The organism is Streptomyces pseudoechinosporeus, from assembly GCF_054783935.1.
Map to the genome: position 1 here is coordinate 239406 of NZ_BAAGPS010000010.1, position 16478 is coordinate 255883.

At 70.6% G+C, this 16478-nt stretch carries 13 protein-coding genes; 8 read left to right on the top strand and 5 right to left on the bottom strand.

From position 1 onward, the window contains the following. Window position 1: 1 nt before the first annotated feature. The 3 genes from ACYVO6_RS16345 to ACYVO6_RS16355 form a co-directional block, all read right to left on the bottom strand. Entirely contained in the window at window positions 2–1582 is a 1581-nt protein-coding gene (locus ACYVO6_RS16345) for an AMP-binding protein (RefSeq protein ID WP_461061824.1), read from the bottom strand. 357 nt (window positions 1583–1939) lie between these two features. Continuing rightward, complete coding sequence (locus ACYVO6_RS16350) at window positions 1940–3430, bottom strand: aldehyde dehydrogenase family protein (protein ID WP_461061826.1); 1491 nt, start codon at window positions 3428–3430, stop codon at window positions 1940–1942. Window positions 3431–3557: 127 nt separating this feature from the next. Next, on the bottom strand, window positions 3558–4700 hold the full coding sequence (locus ACYVO6_RS16355; protein WP_461061828.1) for an acyl-CoA dehydrogenase family protein: 1143 nt from the start codon (window positions 4698–4700) through the stop codon (window positions 3558–3560). Window positions 4701–4922: 222 nt separating this feature from the next. Here ACYVO6_RS16355 and ACYVO6_RS16360 point away from each other — a divergent pair, with 222 nt between their 5' ends. From ACYVO6_RS16360 to ACYVO6_RS16395, 8 genes are all read left to right on the top strand, one after another. Continuing rightward, window positions 4923–5678, top strand: coding sequence for an SDR family NAD(P)-dependent oxidoreductase (locus tag ACYVO6_RS16360; protein ID WP_461061830.1), 756 nt, complete (start codon window positions 4923–4925; stop codon window positions 5676–5678). A gap of 4 nt (window positions 5679–5682) precedes the next feature. Further along, window positions 5683–6459, top strand: a complete 777-nt coding sequence (locus ACYVO6_RS16365) for an enoyl-CoA hydratase/isomerase family protein (RefSeq protein WP_461061832.1) — start codon at window positions 5683–5685, stop codon at window positions 6457–6459. A gap of 44 nt (window positions 6460–6503) precedes the next feature. Continuing rightward, window positions 6504–7658, top strand: a complete 1155-nt coding sequence (locus tag ACYVO6_RS16370) for a CaiB/BaiF CoA transferase family protein (RefSeq protein WP_461061834.1) — start codon at window positions 6504–6506, stop codon at window positions 7656–7658. 44 nt (window positions 7659–7702) lie between these two features. Next, window positions 7703–8614 (top strand): SDR family NAD(P)-dependent oxidoreductase, encoded by a 912-nt coding sequence (locus tag ACYVO6_RS16375; RefSeq protein WP_461061836.1) that lies wholly within the window; start codon window positions 7703–7705, stop codon window positions 8612–8614. After that, a complete protein-coding gene (locus tag ACYVO6_RS16380; RefSeq protein ID WP_461061838.1) occupies window positions 8611–9129 on the top strand; it encodes a DoxX family protein in 519 nt (172 codons plus the stop codon). Before ACYVO6_RS16375 ends, ACYVO6_RS16380 begins: the two co-directional genes overlap by 4 nt. A gap of 30 nt (window positions 9130–9159) precedes the next feature. After that, on the top strand, window positions 9160–10317 hold the full coding sequence (locus ACYVO6_RS16385; RefSeq protein WP_461061840.1) for an acyl-CoA dehydrogenase family protein: 1158 nt from the start codon (window positions 9160–9162) through the stop codon (window positions 10315–10317). 240 nt (window positions 10318–10557) lie between these two features. Beyond that, entirely contained in the window at window positions 10558–11622 is a 1065-nt protein-coding gene (locus tag ACYVO6_RS16390) for a type III polyketide synthase (RefSeq protein WP_461061842.1), read from the top strand. 131 nt (window positions 11623–11753) lie between these two features. Continuing rightward, complete coding sequence (locus ACYVO6_RS16395; protein WP_461061844.1) at window positions 11754–14201, top strand: MMPL family transporter; 2448 nt, start codon at window positions 11754–11756, stop codon at window positions 14199–14201. Here the strand turns inward: ACYVO6_RS16395 and ACYVO6_RS16400 are convergent. Together ACYVO6_RS16400 and ACYVO6_RS16405 are read right to left on the bottom strand one after the other, a co-directional pair. Next, complete coding sequence (locus tag ACYVO6_RS16400; RefSeq protein WP_461061846.1) at window positions 14089–15213, bottom strand: acyl-CoA dehydrogenase family protein; 1125 nt, start codon at window positions 15211–15213, stop codon at window positions 14089–14091. The genes ACYVO6_RS16395 and ACYVO6_RS16400 overlap by 113 nt on opposite strands. Beyond that, window positions 15210–16469, bottom strand: coding sequence for an acyl-CoA dehydrogenase family protein (locus ACYVO6_RS16405; RefSeq protein ID WP_461061848.1), 1260 nt, complete (start codon window positions 16467–16469; stop codon window positions 15210–15212). Before ACYVO6_RS16405 ends, ACYVO6_RS16400 begins: the two co-directional genes overlap by 4 nt. Between the last annotated feature and the right edge of the window lie 9 nt (window positions 16470–16478).

Below are 16478 nucleotides of genomic sequence, written 5' to 3' on the forward strand. Positions count from 1 at the left end.
CTCACCGTCCCGCGCCGAGCGTCTCGCCGCCGGGGTAACCGCCGCCGCCGAAGCGGGCATCGAGCGCGTCGTAGTCCTTGGCGTAGCCGCCGGTTCGGGGCAGGGCGTCGATGAACTCCACCGTCTTGGGCTTCTTGTACGAGGCGATCCGGGCCCGGCAGTGCTCGATGATCTCCTCGGCCGTCGCCTCAGCGCCGTCCCGCAGGACCACGACGGCCTTGACGTCCTGGGCCCAGCGCTCGTTCGGGACGCCGATGACGGCGGCCTCCTTGACGGCGGGATGCGACTCGATGCAGTTCTCGACCTCGGCAGGGAAGATGTTCTCGGCCGCGGACTTGAGCATCCGGGTCGTCGTACCGAGGAAGCTGATCGTGCCGTCCGCCTCCCGCCGCCCCAGATCCGTGGTGTGCCACCAGCCGAAGCGGAAGCGTTCCTCGTTGGTCTCGGGCCGGTTCCAGTAGCCGAGGTGCACGAGGTCCCCGCGTACGCAGATCTCGCCGGCCTCGCCGGTCTCGCACTCCCGGCCGCCGCTGTCCAGGATGCGTACGGAGGTGAAGGGCCCAGGACGCCCGGCGTTGCCGGTGCCGGTCCCGCCGTAGGCGCCGGTGACGGCGAACCCGGTCACCTCGGTCTGGCCGTACCCCCGGCCCTCGCCGCCGCCGTTGCGGGTGAAGCGGCTGGTGTCCGTGGGCACCATGCCCTCCCAGACCGGTGCGGCGACGCTCGCCCGCAGGCAGGACAGGTCGTGGCCGGCCTCGCGGTTGAGCGCGACGAGCTGCGCGATGGTCGGGGGCATCAGATACGCGTGCGTGCAGCGCTCGGCAGCGAGCACCGGGAGCAGTTCCTCGGCGATCACGCGACGGACGACGACGTTCTTGCCGCCGTGCACGAAGGCCGGGATGCCCCAGAACTGGTAGTTGCCGATGTGGAACATGGGCCCGGCGCCCAGGAAGGCGGTCTCCTGGCCGATGTCGCCCATCCAGGCGGCGCTCGCGCCCATCGCGAGCAGATTGCGGTGCGAGAGCATCGAGCCGGACTGCCGTCCGGTGATCGCCGCGGTGTAGATGACCAGGAGGGCGGAATCGGGGTCGACGTCAGCCTGGGGGTCCACGGGCGAACCGGAGGCCAGGAAGGACTCGTAGGAGTCCGCACCCTCGGCGCTCTCGACGTCATGGCGCAGCCACAACGCCCGGTGTTCGCTGCCCAGTTCGGCCCGTGCCTTGGCGACCGTGTCGCCGATCTCCTCGTCCTGCCAGACGATCACACGGGGGTCGAAGTCCTCGATCGCGTACGCCATCTCCGGGGCGGCCCAGCGCCAGTAACCCGGGCAGACCATGGCGCCGATCTTCGCGGCGGCACCGAGGAGCTCCCAGATCCGGAACGAGTTCTGCCCCAGCCACAGGATCCGGTCGCCAGGACCGACCCCGGCGCCGGTGAGCGCGTCGGCGAGCCGGTTGGTTCGCTCGTCCAACTCCGGCCAGATCAGCCGGACTTCGCCGTCGACCAGGGCGATCGCGTCGGGGTAGGAGCGGCGGTGCTCACGGATGAGGTCGCCGAACGTCAGGCGGCAGGCACGATTCACCAGGAACCTCCGAGGATGCCCTGTCCTTCGGGGCGGAGAGGAATCGGACTCCTGCGGAGCAGGGCGGGGGGCGGGGTTTCGCCCCCAGGGCGAAAGACCGCCCGCATGATCGGGTAAGCTGTGCGCTGTGCGTCGCGAGAACCAAGCGCGTACAGCGTGTTGAGCGAGAGCCAAGCCAACACAAACATCACCTGACTTTGCTGTACAAACCGGGCAGGTTCCGTCCCGGCTGGTGTTGAGGGAGTAAGACCTTTCAGGTCGCTGACCTGCGGGGCTTCCTGAGCCAGGAATCCCCCTGCTTCAGCTGGGGGAGGGTTCAATGAACTCACTCCAGAATGTGAGATTCCTGAGGTTCCGTCAGGCACGGCTGATTCCGACGCCCTTGACGCTGATGAACTCCTCAAGGCCGGCCCTGCCGCCCTCCCGCCCGAACCCGCTGATGCCCACGCCACCGAACGGCGTCGCGGGCGAAGTGATCGGGTTGGGGCCGGGGTTGACGTAGACCGTTCCGGCCTTGAGGCGCGGCACCAGTCGGTTGACCCGCGCGATGTCGCGGGACTGGATGTAGGCGGAGAGGCCGTACTCGGTGTCGTTGGCCAGCGCGAGGGCCTCCTCCTCCGTGTCGAAGGGGGTGATGGCGAGGACCGGGCCGAAGATCTCGCGCTGGGCCAGGTCGCTGCGGTTGTCTACGTCGGCGAACACGGTGGGGGTCACGAAGTAGCCGTCGGACTCGATGCGTTCGCCGCCGTACACCAGTCGGCCGGCCTCGTCGGCGATCGCTTTGTCGATCACGTTCTGGACGCGGTCGCGGGCGGCGGCGTTGACCAGCGGGCCGATGTACGTGGTCGGTGCGAGCGGGTCGCCGACGGGCAGGTGGGCCACGACTCCGGCGACGCGGGCGACGACCTCGTCGTAGATGGAACGCTCGACGAGCATCCGGGTGGGCAGCGCGCAGCCCTGACCGGTGTTGCTCATGGCGAAGGCGGCGCAGTACGGGACGACGCTGTCGAGGTCGGTGTCGGCGAAGAGCAGGTTGGCGGACTTGCCGCCCAGTTCGAACAGGACGGGCTTGAGGCTGCGGGCCGCGGTCTCCATGATGCGGCGCGCGGTGGCGGGCCCGCCGGTGAAGGAGATCTTGTCGATGCCGGGGTGGGAGACGAGGGCCTCGCCCGCGTCGCCGAGTCCGGTGACGACGTTGATGACGCCGTCGGGGATGCCCGCCTCGCGGGCGAGGTCCGCGAAGAGCAGTGCGGAGAACGGGGTGGACTCGGCCGGTTTGATGACCACGGTGTTCCCGGCGGCCAGCGAGGGCGGGACCTTCATCGCGAGCGAGAGCGCGGGTGAGTTCCAGGTGATGATGTGGCCGATGACGCCGTACGGCTCGGCGATGGTGTACTCGACGTTCTCGTGCGGGCTGTAGGCGGCGCCCACCATGCCTTCGATCTTGTCGGCCCAGCCGGCGTAGTACTCGGTCCAGTCGGCGACATGCGGTCCGACGTTCTCGGCCCAGCCGCCGATGCAGACGCCGTTCTCCAGTGGGCAGATCGCCGCGAAGTCCTCGATGTGGTCGCGGATCAGCTGCGCGAAGCGGGTGAGCAGCCGGCGCCGTTCGGCCGGGCGCATGGTGCCCCACACCTCGAAGGCCTGCCGGGCGGCGGCCACGGCCTGGTCCACCTCGGCGGGGCCCGCGAGCGGGATATGGGCCTGGACGAGGCCGGTGGCCGGATTGATGTGCTCGTAGCGGCCGCCGCTCGTGTCGGTGAGGTCCTTGCCGCCGATGACGAGCCGCGGTCGCGGCAGGTCCTGTTCGGCTCTGTCCTGGTGCAGCTTCACGTCAACCGTGACCACGGATGCCTCCTCGAACCCGTTCCGACGCCCTGCTCTTGCATGTCCTTACACTTCACTTCGCTTAAATAGATAACCTATTTATCGAAAGCGGGCAATGCTTCTGAGCCACCGGGAACAGCTCGCAGGCTCACAGCCCCAGCGAGCGCCCGATGATCTCCTGCATGATCTCCGAGGTCCCGCCGAACACCCGCTGGACCCGGCTGTCCCGCCAGATACGGGCGATCTCGTACTCGTTGACGTAGCCGTAGCCGCCGAAGAGCTGCATACAGCGGTCGATGGCCTGCCAGCCCATCTCGGTGGTCCAGTACTTGGCCGCGGCGGCCTCGTCGGCCGTCAGCTCGCCCTCGACCAGCGCCATGATGCAGCCGTCCAGATAGACCCGGGCGGCGTTCAGCTGGGCCCTGATGTCGGCGAGGGCGAAGCGGTTGGCCTGGAACTCTCCGATGGGCCGGCCGAAGGCGGTGCGGGTCTTGGCGTACTCCAGGGCCAGTTCGAAGGCCCGCTCGGCGGAGGCGAGCGCGGCGACCGCGATGGCCAGCCGCTCCGTCGGCAGGTTGCCCATCATGTGGTAGAAGCCGCGCCCCTCCTGCCCGATGAGGTTCTCGGCGGGGACCCGGACGCCGCGGAAGAAGAGTTCGGCGGTGTCCTGGGCCTTCATGCCGACCTTGTCGAGCTTGCGGCCGCGCTCGAAGCCGTGGGTTCCGCGCTCGACGACGATCAGGCTGATGCCCTTGTGCCCGGCGTCCGGGTCCGTCTTGCAGGCGACGATGACGAGGTCGGCGAGTATGCCGTTGGTGATGAAGGTCTTGGAGCCGTCGATCACCCAGGTGTCACCGTCCCGGCGGGCGGTGGTGCGGATGTTCTTGAGGTCGGATCCGGCTCCCGGCTCCGAGAGGGCGAGCGCGCAGATCGTCTCCCCGCTGATCACGCCGGGCAGCCAGCGCGCCTTCTGCTCGGGGGTGGTGAGGTGCATCAGATAGGGCGGGATGACATCGTTCTGCAGCCCGAGGCCGATGCCGACCGAGCTGGTGGCATGCATTTCCTCCGCCATGATGGCGTTGTAGCGGAAGTCCCACAGCCCCTGGCCGCCGTACTCCTCCGGGAACTGCCAGCCGATCAGCCCGGCTTTGCCCGCGGCGGCCCACGCCTCCCGGCTGACCTGGCCCTCGCGCTCCCACTGTTCGGCATACGGGGCGCATTCGCGCTGGTAGTACGTCCGGGCGGTGCCCCGGAACAGTTCGTGTTCCGCGGTGAAGATGGTACGGCGCATGCTCGGCTCCACTCGCATATCTCGCTTATTTAGCTGAAGTAGTTATACGATAGCGCTGTATCGACGCACAGGCGAGTACCGAGACGAGCGGAGCCGTAGGGGCGCTGCCGGTGTCGAGAGGACGAGCGCGCGGAGGCCCGAAGGGGTGAGCACGGTCGGCCTCTCGACACCGGCTCAGAGCGCCCCGGAGGCGAACCGAAAGATGCTGTGAGTGGAGGACGCGTGAGCGGACGGGACAAGGTGGCGCTCGTCACCGGAGCGGGACGCGGCATAGGCGAGGCGATCGCCGGCCGGCTCGCGGCACAAGGGGCCGCCGTCGCCGTCTGCGACCTGGACCCGCAGGCCGCCGACAAGGTCGCGGCCCAGCTCGCCGAGCGGTACGCCGTCCGCGCCACGGGCGTCGGCGCGGACATCTCCGACGGCACGGCCGTACGCGCCGCCGTCGAGCGGGTGAGCGCCGAACTCGGCCCGGTGGATGTCCTGGTCAACAACGCGGCCATCGATGTGCTCGGACGTTTCGTCGACAGCCGCGAGGAGGACTGGGACCGCATCATCGCCGTCAATCTGCGCGGCACGATCACCATGACCCGGGCCGTCCTGGACTCGATGATCGAGCGCGAGAACGGCCGGATCATCCACATCGCCTCCGACGCCGGCCGCGTCGGTTCCTCCGGCGAGGTGGTGTACTCCGCGACCAAGGGCGGTGTCATCGCCTTCGGCAAGGCACTGGCCCGCGAGGTCGCCCGGCACGGCATCACCATCAACAGCGTCTGTCCGGGACCGACCGAGACGGCGCTGCTCGGCCAGGTCGCCGAGTACAGCCAGAAGATGTACGAGGCGACCGCGCGGGCGATTCCGCTGCGCCGTATCGCCCAGCCCGCCGACATAGCCGGTGTGGTGGCCTTTCTCGCGTCCGACGACGCTGCTTACATGACCGGGCAGACGCTCTCGGTCAGCGGCGGCCTCACGATGGTCTGAGGTGATGAGCGTGCTGCGCGTCGAAGTACGCGACCGGGTGGCCGTGTTCACCCTCGACCGGCCGGAGCGGCTCAACGCCATCGGCTCCGAGACCGTCCGCCTGCTGAGGGACGCGCTGGCCGACGTACGCGAGGACGACAGCGTCCGGGCGCTGGTACTGGCCGGGGCGGGCCGGGCCTTCTCGGCCGGGGCCGACCTCGGTGAGATGGAGACGTTCACGACGCCCGGGCAGTTCCGCGCCTTCGTGGGCCGGCTGACCGACGCGTACGCCCTCCTGGAGAACTTCCCCAAACCCTCGGTGGCCGCGGTGCACGGCTTCGCCTTCGGTGGCGGTCTGGAACTCGCGCTGGCCTGCGATCTGCGGGTGGCGGAGCGCGGCGCTCGGCTCGGGCTGCCCGAGATGAAGCTCGGGGTGCTGCCGGGCGCGGGCGGCACACAGCGGCTGCCGCGGCTGGTGCCTCCGGCCATCGCCAAGCAGATGATCCTCACCGGCGAACCGATCGACGCCGAGCGGGCGTACGCGCTGGGCCTGGTCAACGAACTGGCCGAGCCCGGAGAGGCGCTCAAGGCCGCCGAGACGCTGGCCGCGCGGCTGGCCTCCGGTGCGCCGCTCGCGCTCGCCGCGGGCAAACGGCTGATCGACCACGGGCTCGGCATGGACCTTGAGACGGCGATCGCGTACGAGCGCGAGACCGTCTCGGTGCTGTTCTGCACCGAGGACCGGGCCGAGGGGCTGAAGGCCTTCCGTGAGCGGCGGCCCGGGGAGTTCCGGGGGGCGTAGCAAGCAATTTCCGAGATGTGCAGAACCGCTTGTGGAGGTGGGCCGTGCGGCCACTTGAGGGCTTTTCCGTGGTCGAGCTGGGCATGTGGGTGGCGGCTCCGGCCGCCGCCACCATGCTGGCCGACTGGGGCGCGGACGTGGTCAAGGTGGAGGCGCCGACCGGTGACCCGAACCGCTACACGCTGCGGCACGTGGGTCAGGACATCGACAGCGCACCGCCCTTCGAGACAGACAACCGGGGCAAGCGCAGCGTGGTTCTCGACCTGCGGTCCGAGGAGGGGAAGGACGCGCTGGAGCGGCTCCTTGAGCGCGCCGACGTGTTCGTCACCAACCTCCGGCCGGGTGCGCTGGAGCGCCTTGGCCTGGCTCCCGACGACATACGCGTCCGCCATCCCCGCCTGGTCATCGGCACGTTGACGGGGTACGGCTGGACCGGCGCCGAGCGCGACCGGGCCGGATACGACGTCTCCGCGTTCTGGGCGCGGCCCGGTATCGCCGCGATGCTGAACCCGGCGGGTGAGCCGCCACCCGGCATCCGGCCCGGTCTCGGCGACCGTACCGCCGCGGCCAACCTCGTCGCCGGGGTGCTGGCCGCGCTGCTGCGGCGGGCGCGTACGGGCGAGGGCGGCGTGGTGGACGTATCGCTGCTGCGTTCCGGGACGTACGCGAACGGCAACGACCTGGCGCTGCAGAACTTCTTCGGCAAGCGAGGTCGCACCCGGCCGCGTACCGAGCACGAGTCCCCGCTCTACAACTGCTACCAGGCGGCCGACGGACGCTGGTTCTGGCTGGTCGGTCTGGAGGGCAGCCGGCACTGGCCCGGAGTCATCAAGGCGCTCGGCCGGGACGACCTGGGGACGGACGAGCGGTTCGCGACGGGCAAGGCCAGGCGTGGCCACGTACGGGAGCTGATCGAGGTCTTCGACGAGGAGTTCGCGAAGCTGCCGCTGGCCGAGTGGGCGGAGCGTCTTGACGCGGAGGGCGTGTGGTGGGCGCCTGTGCAGACGCTGGCGGAGGTTTCGACGGATCCGCAGGCCGAGGCGGTGGGGGCGTTCGTCGAGCAGCCCGGCATGGGTGACGCGCCGCCGCTGCGGACGGTGGCCACGCCCGTCGGCTTCTGGGGTGTGGACGAGAAACCGCGGGCGGGCGCGCCGACGCTCGGTGAGCACACCGATGAAGTACTCGGCGAACTGAGCTGACTCAGCTGGCAAGCAGGCTAATTCAACTGATCCGGAGGTACGGCGTGGGCATCCTCGACGACAAGGTCGCGATCGTGACCGGCGGCGGGCGGGGCCTCGGCCGCGCGCACTGCCTGGCGCTCGCCGAGGCCGGGGCGGCCGTGGTGGTGAACGACCCCGGTGCCGGCGTGCACGGCGAGCAGACCGGCGACTCCCCCGCCAATGACGTGGTCGCCGAGATCACCAAGCTCGGCGGCCGGGCGATCGCCAACCACGGCTCGGTCACCGACTGGGCGGCGACCGAGGCGATGGTGGCGGACACCGTCGCGGAGTTCGGGCGGCTCGACATCGTCGTGAACAACGCGGGGATCGTGCGCGACCGCATGCTGTTCTCGATGAGCGAGGCCGAGTTCGACGCGGTGATCGCCGTCCATCTCAAGGGCACGTTCGCGCTGACGCGGCATGCGTGCGCGTACTGGCGGGAGGCGTCGAAGCGGGGCGAGCGCGTCGCCGGTCGCGTCATCAACACAACTTCCGGTACCGGGCTGTTCGGCAACCAGGGCCAGTCCAACTACGCCGCCGCGAAGGCCGGGATAGCCGGTCTCACGGTCGTCACGGCACTGGAGATGCGCCGCTACGGCGTCACCGCGAACGCCATCTCGCCGATCGCGACCACGCGGATGACGGAGGGGCTGACGGTCGGCACACCGCAGCCGACCACCAATGGCTTCGACCCGGGCGACCCCGCCAACGCCTCCGGCGTAGTCGTGTACCTGGCTTCCGACGCGGCGGCGTGGCTGACCGGCCAGGTGCTGCGCATCGAGGGCAACCGGCTCAACCGCCTGCAGGGCTGGACGGTGGCCGGTGTGCACCCCAGCCGGTCCGGTGAGGCCCTCACTCCCGAGGAACTCATCGAGGCCGTACCGCAGTTGTACGGCGCCGCTCCTGCGGGCCGGGCCACCGGAGTGGGCCAGTGAAGGCGCGGGGCGGCGACGTCGCGGCGCTGCTGCTGCGCGCGACGCTCGGCCCGATGCTGTTCGCGCACGGCTGGAACAAGGTCGCGGGACCGGGCGGTATCGAGGGCACCACGAGATGGTTCAAGTCGCTCGGGCTCGAACCCGCCCCCGTACACGCCCGTATGGCGGCCGGCACCGAGATGGCGGCGGGCGTCGGCCTCACCCTGGGCGCCGCGAACCCGCTCCCAGCCGCGGCGACCGTCGGTCTGATGGCCATGGCGGCCCGAACCGACCACCGGGGCAAGGGTTTCTTCGTCTTCAAGGGCGGCTGGGAGTACGTCGGTGTCGTCGGCGGAGCTGCCGTGGCACTGGCCGCGCTCGGCAACGGCCGGTACTCGGTCGACGGGCTGCTGGGGCGCGGGCGCGCGGGCGCGGGGCCCGCGTTGCTCGCCGCCGGGGTGGGCGCGGCGAGCGCGGCGGCGCTGCTCGCGGTGTGCTATCGGCCGGAAGAGAAGCCGGACGAGACGGACCAGTGAACAGCAACCAGATCCACAGAAGGAGGCGACATGGACGCGGCTGACTTCAGCACCGTGCTGTCCGAGGTCCGGCGCTTCGTCCGGGAACGCGTCGTGCCGCTGGAGGCGGAGATCGACGAGAAGGACGAGATGCCGGCGGACATCCGTGAGGCGGCGAAGAAGATGGGGCTGTACGGCTTCGCCCTGCCCGAGGAGTACGGCGGGCTCGGCCTGTCGATGTACGAGGAAGCCCAGTTGATGTTCGAGCTCGGCTACACGACGCCGTCGCTGCGCTCGATGTTCGGCACCAACAACGGCATCGCAGGGCATGTCCTCATGGTCGGCGGCACCGAGGAGCAGAAGGCGCACTGGCTGCCGCGGATCGCCTCCGGCGACGTACTGGCGTCCTTCGCGCTCACCGAGCCCGAGGCCGGATCGGACCCGTCGACGCTGACCACGAGGGCGCATCGGGATGGCGACGAATGGGTGATCAACGGCGCCAAGCGCTACATCACCAACGCCCCGCTCGCCGACGTCTTCATGGTCTTCGCCCGCACCGACCCCGACGCTCCGCGCACCCGCGGCATCTCCACCTTCCTGGTCCCGGCGGGTACGCCGGGCCTGACCGTGGCGCCCAAGGACCACAAGATGGGGCAGCTCGGCGCCTGGACGGCGGACGTCTACTTCGACGACGTACGCGTACCGGCCGATGCCCTGGTCGGTGGTGAGGAAGGCCTGAACCGTGGATTCGCCACGGCGATGGGCTGCCTCGCGCACGGGAGGGTGCACATCTCGGCCCTGTGCGTGGGCATGGCGGAGCGGCTGGTCGACGAGTCGGTGGAGTACGCCCGTACCCGTAAGCAGTCCGGGAAGCTCATCGGTTCCTTCCAGCTCATCCAGGGCCTGATCGCCGACTCGATGACCGACTACTACGCCGGCCGGGCCACGGTCCTGGAGGCGTCCCGGGGCTTCGACTCGGGCGAGGACACCAAGATCGGCCCATCCTGCACGAAGTACTTCGCGAGCGAGATGGTCTGGCGGGTCGCGGACCGCGCGGTGCAGATCCATGGCGGCGCGGGCTATATGCGCGGGGTCGCCGTAGAGCGCTTCTACCGGGACGCCCGGCTGTTCCGCATCTACGAGGGCACCAGCCAGATCCAGCAGGTCATCATCGCGAAGGCGCTGCTGGGCGAGGCCGCTCGCGGCTGAAACCCGGCTGCCTCACTGCCTCCTGGCGCGCAGCGGCATTCCCTCCCCGTTCACGCGCCGGAGTAGCGCTCCAACTGCTCCGGCGTACGTCCGTCCCCGCGGAGGATCATCGACCCTGTGCGCTCTGCACCGCTGCCACTCCGTCTCCTTACGCTTTCGTCTGACCACGGAGAGTGGCGAGCAGGTGCTGGTCTGTCGTATCGGCCCGTCGCCCTCTCTCGACGAAGGGGGAGGATCGTTATGCACGCGTGTGCTTCATCGGTCATGGCGGGGTTCGGGGTGGCTCTTCCTGCGGTTGCCCACCGTCAGGAAGAGGTCGTCGACTATCTGCTGGAGAGGGATACGAAGAGCGGGCTCGCGCGGCGGATCGCCGCGAACTCCGGCATCTCACGCCGCCACCTGGCGGTGAGCCCGTTGCACGAAGACATCACGCACTGGTCCACGGCCGCGCGGATGCGCCGCTATCAGGAGGAGGCCCTACCGCTGGGCAAGGACGCCGTCGCCTCGGCCCTGAACCGCACCTGCACCGACCCGGCCGATGTGGGACTGCTGTGCGTGGCGTCCTCGACCGGCTACGCGGCACCCGGTCTCGACACCCGTCTTGCTCGGGACGTAGGCATGTCACCGGCCGTCGAGCGGCTCCTTGTGGGGCACATGGGATGCCTCGCGGCGCTGCCGGCGCTGGCGGCCTGCTCCAACTTCGTACGCAGTCACCAGCGGCCGGCCGTGCTGCTGAACGCGGAACTGTCGTCGCTGCACCTGCAGCCGCCACCGTGGGACGGCCAACAGCTGGTGGTGCACGCCCTGTTCGGCGACGCGGTCACGGCCACCGTCATTCAGCCGGGCCCGTCGGCAGAGCGCGAACGCGGCCTGGAGGTGGTGGACATCGTCGCGCACACGGACACCGAGCACGAGGACTACATGTCGCTGGTCCTGGGCGACCACGGGTTGCGGATGGGCCTGTCCCCGCACGTGCCCGACGTGCTCGAACGCCTGGTGCCGGACGGGGTGGGCGGGCTGCTGGCGCGTCACTCGCTCAGCCTCGCCGACGTGCGGTGGTGGGCGGTGCACCCTGGGGGCAGCCGTATCGTCGACGCCGTCGAAAGCAGCCTCGGCCTCACGCCTGATGCCGTCGCCGCTTCCCGGTACGTGCTGCGCGAGCACGGCAACTGCGCCTCGGCCAGCCTGCCTCTGGTGATGGAGGAACTGCAGCGCCGCACACCTCTGGCCGCCGGGCAGTACGGCGTGGCCATGGCCTTCGGACCGGGCCTGACCTTCTACGCCGCGTTGCTCCTCGGCGTCTGACCGTTCGTCCTCCTAGGGGGCACCACCGCCGGTCGATTGCGGTGGTGCCCCCGCCCCGCGCCCTGTCCCCGACATCCCCACGTCCCCGCCCACGCAGTCGCGGAATCCGAGTGAGGCCTCAGGGAGCCGCCATGCCCGACCCCACCGCCGAAACCCCGACCGACGTCCACACCAACCAACCACCACCCGAACCTCCACCCGGGCCGCGGGCCGGCCGCTCCCGGCTCGCCGCCCTCGCCCGGCGTCTGGTCCGCCACCGCATTCCGGTGCTGCTGGCCGTCCTCGTCGTGGCGGCGGTCGCCGTCCCCTTCGCCGGAGGCGTCTCCGACCGGTTGTCCAGCGGCGGCTTCACCGATCCGGCAGCCGAGTCCGCCGAGGCCGAGGAGTTACTCGCCGACCGCTTCGGCACCGGTGTCCCCAACCTGGTGCTGCTCGCCCGCGCCCCCGGATCGGTCGACGACCCGGCGGCGGCCGCCGCCGGGCGGGACCTCACCGGGCGAGTTGCCCGGCTGCCCGGAGTGCTGTCTGCCGGGTCGTACTGGACGACGCCGGACGCCACAGCGCTGAAGGCCCGGGACGGGCGCTCGGCGCTGGTCCTCGTCCGGCTGGACGGCGGCGAGAACGAGATCCGGGCCACCGCCGAGCGCCTGGTCCCGCGGTTGACAGGACGTCAGGGGATGCTGCGGGTCTCGGCCACCGGGTCCGCGCAGGTGGCTGTGGAGATGCAGCGGCACAGCGAGGAAGACCTCCTCCAGGCCGAGGCATTCGCCGCCCCCGTCGTCCTGCTCATCCTGCTGCTCGTGTTCGGCAGCGCGGTGGCGGCGGCCCTGCCCCTGCTCGTCGGACTGCTCGCCGTCCTCGGCACGTTCCTGGTGCTGCGGGTGCTGTCCACCGTGACCTCGGTGTCCGTGTTCGCCACCAACATCACCACCGCGCTCGGGCTCGGACTGGCCATCGACTACAGCCTGTTCATCGTCACCCGCTACCGGGAGGAACTCGCCCGGGGCCACAGCACCACGGAGGCGGTCGCCGAGAGCGTCAGGACCGCCGGGCGCACCGTGCTGTTCTCCGCGCTGACGGTCGCGCTGTCCCTGACCGCCCTGCTGGTCTTTCCGCTGTACTTCCTGCGTTCCCTCGCCTGTGCCGGTGTGGCGGTAGTCGCGCTGGCGGCTCTGGCCGCCCTGGTGGTGCTGCCAGCCGCTCTCGCCGTGCTTGGGCCGCGCATCGACGCGCTCGACATCCGGCCGCCGCTGCGACGGCTGTTCCGGCGCACGGCACGGCGTGACCGGGACCCGGGCCCGCGGGCCACGAGCGAGGAGCGGGGGTTCTGGCACCGCCTCGCCACCCGGGTCATGCGGCGTCCCGTTCTGTACGGCGCAGCCGTCGTCGCCGTACTCGTCGTGCTCGGGCTGCCCTTCGGCCGGGCGTCGTTCGGCCTGGCCGACGACCGCGTGCTGCCCGCCGACGCGGCCGCGCACCGCACGGCACAGCTGCTGCGGGAACAGTTCGCGAGCCGCGAGTCCGCGGCACTGCCCGTCGTACTGCCGACGGTCGACGCCACCGACTCCGCAGAGCGGATCGACGCCTACGCCGCCCGCCTCTCGGGACTGCCGGACGTCGCCCGCGTCGACGCCGCCACCGGCTCCTACGAGCGGGGACGGCGAGTCGCCCCCGCCGGTTCGGCCTCCGGCCGGTTCGCCGCTCCCGGTGCCACCTGGCTGTCGGTGGTCCCGTCCGTCGAGCCGTACTCCTCCGCCGGAACGAAACTCGTGCAGCGGCTCCGGACGGCCGACCGGGCGCCCGGGTCGGTGCTCGTCGGCGGTGAGGCCGCGCAGCTCACCGATACCCGGGACGCCCTCGCCTCCCGGACCCCCGAGGCCGCGCTCATCATCGGCGGGACAACCCTGGTACTCCTCCTGCTGTTCACCGGGAGCCTGCTGATCCCGGTCAAGGCGGTCGTGCTCAACCTGCTGAGCCTGACCGCGACCTTCGGCGCCATGGTGTACGTCTTCCAGGAGGGCCATCTGCGGGCGCTCGTCGGCGACTTCACCGTCACGGGCATGGTGGACATCAGCATCCCGGTGCTGATGTTCTGCGTCGCTTTCGGCCTGTCCATGGACTACGAGGTGTTCCTGCTCTCCCGTATCAAGGAGGTGTACGCCGAGACCGGCGACAACACCCGCGCCGTCGCCGTCGGGCTGGAACGCACCGGACGTCTGGTCAGCGCGGCGGCCGCGCTCGTCGCCGTCGTCATGATCGCCCTGGCCACTTCGGGGCTCACGGTCCTGAAGCTGCTCGGTGTGGGGCTCGCACTCGCCGTCCTCATGGACGCCACGTTGGTGCGCGGCATTCTCGTACCGGCCGTGATGCGGCTCGCGGGGCGGGCCAACTGGTGGGCGCCCGCCTTGCTCCACCGTCTGCACACCCGGCTGGAGCCACCACCAGGAGGCACAGGGGACCCCTCCGTCATATCCCGAGCCGGTCCAGCAGCCGCTCGTGGTACACCGCCGGGCCGCCGAACAGGAGTTGGGAGGACTTGGCGCGCCGGAAATACAGATGGGCGGGGTGCTCCCAGGTGAAGCCGATGCCGCCGTGGACCTGGATGTTCTCCATGGCCGTGAACATGTACGCCCGTGAGCAGGCCACATGCGCCACGCCTGCGGCGACGGGGAAGTCCGGGGAGCCCTCGGCGGCGAGCCGTGCGGCCTCGCGGGAGGCGGCCTCGGCCAGTTCGACCTGGACGAGCATGTCGGCGCACTTGTGCTTGACCGCCTGGAAGGAGCCGATGGGCCGGCCGAACTGGTGGCGGGTGCGGGCGTATTCGGCCGCCGTCTCCAGGCAGCGGCGGGCTCCGCCGGACTGTTCGGCGGCGAGGGCGACCGAGGCGAAGTCCAGGACCTTGGCCATGATCCGTCCGCCGGCTCCGTCCGGGCCGACGAGTGTCGCGGGGACGGCGTCCAGCGTTAGCCGGGCCATCGCCCGGGTGGCGTCCAGGGTTTCCATGGACCCGGCGGTCAGGCCGGGCGCAGTGCCGTCGACGGCGAAGAGCGAGGGACCGCCGACGGTACGGGCGACGACCAGGACCAGGTCGGCCGTCGTACCGTCGATGACGAAGCTCTTGCGGCCGCTCAGTCTCCAACCGCCCTCCCCGTCGCGCACCGCACGCGCGGAGATCAGGGCCGGGTCCCAGGAGCCGCTGTTCTCGGCGACGGCCAGCGTGGCCGTGGTCCCTCCCGCGGCGATACCGGGAAGATGGCGCGCGCAGGCTTCCGCATCACCCGAAGCCAGCAGGGCCTGGGCCGCCAGGACGACCGTCGCGAAGAACGGCGCGCACAGCAGGGCGCGGCCCATCTCCTCCAGGACGACGCCGAGTTCGACGGGACCGAAGCCGTCACCGCCGTACTCCTCGGGGATCGCCAGGCCCGGCAGCCGCAGCTGCTCGGTCAACTGGGCCCACACGGCGGGGTCGTACCGTGGCTCGCTCTCCATGAGTTTGCGGACGGCTTCCTCGGGCGACTTCGCTTCGAGGAAGTCCCGTACGGCGGACCGCAGTTCGTTCAGTGCGCTCTCGTCGGCGGCGCCAACGCTCATGCCACACCTCCCAGTTCACGGAACGGCGACTTGGTGTCGATGCCCGGTTCCTTGGGCAGACCGAGGACGCGTTCCGCGAGGATGTTCTTCATGATCTCCTCGGTGCCGCCGAGGATCCTCAACGCCGGGGTGGCCAGCAGGAGTTCGGTCCAGGCGTACGTGCCCCACTGACCGGTGTCGGCGATGGCGCGCGGGCCGAGGACGTCCGAGACGAAGTGCGCGGCCTTGGTGAGGTTCTGGCCGTAGAGCAGCTTGGACACGGACATCTCGGGGCCGGGGGCGACGCCCGCGTGCAGCTTGCGCAGGGCGCGGGCGTTGAGGTGTTCGGTGGCGAGGACGTCGACGAGCAGTTCGGCGAGCCGGCCGCGCAGGGCCCGGTCGTCCCAGGTCCAGGTGGCGCGCATCAGCGCGGAGAGCCGGTCGGGCGACAGTGCGGCGGCCACCGGTCCGGCGCCCTCGCTGCCCACTGTGGCGCGCTCGTTCATCAGGGTGGTCAGAGCGACGGTCCAGCCGCCGTCCACCTCGCCGAGCCGGTGGTCGTCGGGGATACGGACGTCGGTGAGGAACACCTCGTTGAAGTCCGCGCCGCCGGTCATCTGCCGCAGCGGGCGGACCTCCACGCCGGGCGTGTCCATGGGGACGAGGAAGGCGGTGATGCCGCGGTGCTTGGGCGCGTCCGGGTTCGTACGGGTCAGTGCAAGGCCGATCTGGCTGCGCTGGGCGACCGAGGTCCACACCTTCTGGCCGTTCAGCACCCAGTTCTCGCCGTCGCGGACGGCACGGGTCGTCACGCTCGCCAGGTCGGATCCGGCGCCGGGCTCGCTGAACAGCTGGCAGGCGATGGCGTCCCCGCGGTACATCGCGGGCAGCCAGCGGTCCTTCAGCGGCTGCGGGGCGTGGGCGAGGATCGTCGGGCCGATCATGCCCAGGCCGATCACGCTGAGCGTGCCGGTGTCGGCGACGTCGTACTCGGACTCGATCGCGTCGTAGAGGAGATCGTGTACGGGGGTGAGTCCGCGTCCGCCGTACTCGGGCGGGCCGGTGATCCAGCCGAAGCCGTTCTCGTAACGGATCCGCTGCCACTCCCGCGCCCGCTGCACCTGCCCCCGCTCCTCCTCGGGCGGGAGCGCGCTGAAGTACGCCATCGAGTCGTCGCCCTCGCCCCAGGTGAAGGCGGTGCGGTCGGGGGCCTTGGCCACATGGGCGTCGAGGAAGCGGCGTACCTCGGCGGCGAAGGCCTGCATGTCGTGTTCCATTTCGGACTC

Bases quoted from the DNA above. Each gene is read 5' to 3' on its own strand.
- ACYVO6_RS16355 (WP_461061828.1), bottom strand. From the start codon at position 4,700: ATGCGCCGTACCATCTTCACCGCGGAACACGAACTGTTCCGGGGCACC.
- ACYVO6_RS16365 (WP_461061832.1), top strand. From the start codon at position 5,683: ATGAGCGTGCTGCGCGTCGAAGTACGCGACCGGGTGGCCGTGTTCACC.
- ACYVO6_RS16385 (WP_461061840.1), top strand. From the start codon at position 9,160: ATGGACGCGGCTGACTTCAGCACCGTGCTGTCCGAGGTCCGGCGCTTC.
- ACYVO6_RS16390 (WP_461061842.1), top strand. From the start codon at position 10,558: ATGCACGCGTGTGCTTCATCGGTCATGGCGGGGTTCGGGGTGGCTCTT.
- ACYVO6_RS16395 (WP_461061844.1), top strand. From the start codon at position 11,754: ATGCCCGACCCCACCGCCGAAACCCCGACCGACGTCCACACCAACCAA.
- ACYVO6_RS16400 (WP_461061846.1), bottom strand. From the start codon at position 15,213: ATGAGCGTTGGCGCCGCCGACGAGAGCGCACTGAACGAACTGCGGTCC.
- ACYVO6_RS16405 (WP_461061848.1), bottom strand. From the start codon at position 16,469: ATGGAACACGACATGCAGGCCTTCGCCGCCGAGGTACGCCGCTTCCTC.